At 59.0% G+C, this 2,436-nt stretch carries 1 protein-coding gene; it reads right to left on the reverse strand.

Annotated elements, in window-relative coordinates; genetic code table 11:
* Window positions 1–74: 74 nt before the first annotated feature.
* On the reverse strand, window positions 75–1,901 hold the full coding sequence (locus IG78_RS47345; RefSeq protein WP_078965949.1) for a reverse transcriptase/maturase family protein: 1,827 nt from the start codon (window positions 1,899–1,901) through the stop codon (window positions 75–77).
* Window positions 1,902–2,436 lie beyond the last annotated feature (535 nt).

Below are 2,436 nucleotides of genomic sequence, written 5' to 3' on the forward strand. Positions count from 1 at the left end.
GTGTGAAGTAGGCCGCCGGCGAGGTACTCGTGGTTCGAGTCCTTTTCCGACGGCCCCTTCCCGAACGGTGCGGGCTAGTTTCCCAGCACACCGCTCTCCAGTGATTCTCTCCGAGTGGACGAAGAAGCCCGTCCTGCGTGAATTTCATGGTGACACGCTTGGCAGACCACCAGGGTCTTTCGCCTGCGCGACGCCATGATTAACGCCCACACTGGGCGGGCGGGCCGACCCGGCCTGTTCAGATCTGCGAGCTTGCGGATGTGGTGAACCTCCACCCTTTCCGTTGACCCGCACATCTCGCACGTGTCGGCCAGGAGCCGCTTGACGAGTTCGTTCCTTCCGAAATACGTCATGGGCAGCGGCTCCTTGTCGGTGACTTCCGCCATGCGCTGCCGCTTCAAAGGAATACCTCCGAAGCGAGCCACCAGTGGCTTCTTTTCGGCGCCTCTTGAGACCTTCACCTCGAAGCATGTTCGCGGACCATCCGGAGTGGCGACGGCCGCTTTATATTTCCGAGCCATCCGCGTTGCGGAGGTCCGGTGCTTGGATGCGAGTGTCTTGAGCATAGATGTCTCCATCACCCAGCGAAGACGCGATAGGCGTGAGACATCCTGCGCCAGCAAGTAGTACTGAACGAGACCCCGGTACTCTGCTTGATATGCAGCAACGATTGAGAAATCGCTGTCGTGGAGTAGCACTCCACGCTGGTAGGGTTTCCCGTTTCGCATGTACGGCGTGCACCGCTGCCGGACTAACTCCTGTGGCACGAACAGCCCAATGATGCCGTTAGCTGACCGGCGAGGGCCTGTAAGTTTCGTGTCGCATCGCTGTGCTTTGACCTCGTAGCCGAGGAAGCGCGCCGCCTGGCTGGAGGCGTGCGTAATGAGAGTCTTTGGTTCAGAGAGGCTCAGCTTGAGGTCAGCATGAAGGAACTCTTTGATCCGCGACTTTATCTCTTCGGCTTCGTTCTTTGGCCCAGCGAACCCGAGTAGCCAGTCGTCGGCATACCTGACGTACCGCAGTCGACGGAATCCCGGGTCGTGCGGGTCTAAGCTCGGTAGCGAGCGCCGCTTGAGTCGCAGCTCTCGTGCTGCGGGTTTGTCGCCGCGCGCCACCGCCCGCCACATCCGGGAATCCAGCCGGTGATATTCAGGATGATGCCGCCTCTGCCTTCCTCGGTTGTAGTCCGGCAGTAGTTCCTGTTCAACGAACCGGTCCAGCCGGTCGAGGTAGATGTTGGACAGGACAGGCGAGACGACCCCGCCTTGCGGCGCGCCGCTGAGCGTGGCGTGCCACTGCCAGTCCTCCAAATACCCCGCACGAAGCATGCAGCGAATGAGCTGCACGAATCGGCCATCGCGGATCTTTTCCTTGAGGATCGTGAGCATGACCTCATGATCCAAACTGCCGAAGCAATCAGAGATATCGCCCTCGATGAACCACCGTGTTCCAGTCCAGCTTTTAACTACCTCCTGCAATGCCGTGTGGCAGCCACGGCGGGGGCGAAAGCCATGGGATCGGTCGGAAAACTGGACGTCGTAGTACGCCTCCAGCAAGAGGCGGACCACTTCGGCAACCAGCTTGTCCGACCACGTCGGCAAGCCAAGAGGGCGCTTCTTCTTCGAGTCTCCCTTCTTTTCGATATAGACCCGCTTGACTGGCGTCCACCGGTAGGACTCCGAACGGAGTCTCTCGATGATCGCGTCGATCTTCGCCATCGACATTCCGTCGACTGTCTCCCCTGTGACTCCAGGCGTCATCGCGCCGTTGTTCCGGTAAATACGCCCGTACGCCACAAGAAATAGATCCCTGTTGAACAGTTGCCTGTAGATCCTCTCCAACGGCAAGCCTCGCTTGCCGCGCTCTCGAATGACGTCCAGTACTGTTCCAGCACTCTGCATTACGCATACCTCCCTCTCCTGGACGTCGAAATCACCTGTGTCCCTTCGCCCTGTGGTCCGGTTTTCCCGGCCTCCTCGGCAGGTCGTTACTCCTGCGACTACTACGGACACTCCGTCACCCTAGGACTCTCGTCCCGTAGGCGATCCCGCGGTACGTCTTTGTTGTACGTATCTAGCGCAACTTAGGTCGCCCACTCATTTCCTTAGCCGCCCTCATTGGGAGGCGTCTCCCATCCCGGAGGTACCCAGCCAAACGACACATAGCCAGGCAGGATAAGAGCATCGGTTTCAGGTGCTGTTCCGATGGGTTTCTACTTGTGCCCCTGGAAATTAGGCTTTAAGCAATCCAGCTTTGACCATATTGCGCGGGTCTTGCGGCGCTCCGTCGTCATGCACCTTCAGATCGGCTACCGCTTTCCTGACATGCTACGGTCCCCTTTGGCTTTCACCACCAGGTAAGTCAGGTGACCCAAGAACCTCCTCCGAATTCATCCCGGATAATCCGGGGATACAACAAAGCGCCTCACGGCGCACG

It is taken from the genome of Streptomyces aureocirculatus (assembly GCF_000720475.1).
Taxonomy (GTDB): domain Bacteria; phylum Actinomycetota; class Actinomycetes; order Streptomycetales; family Streptomycetaceae; genus Streptomyces; species Streptomyces aureocirculatus.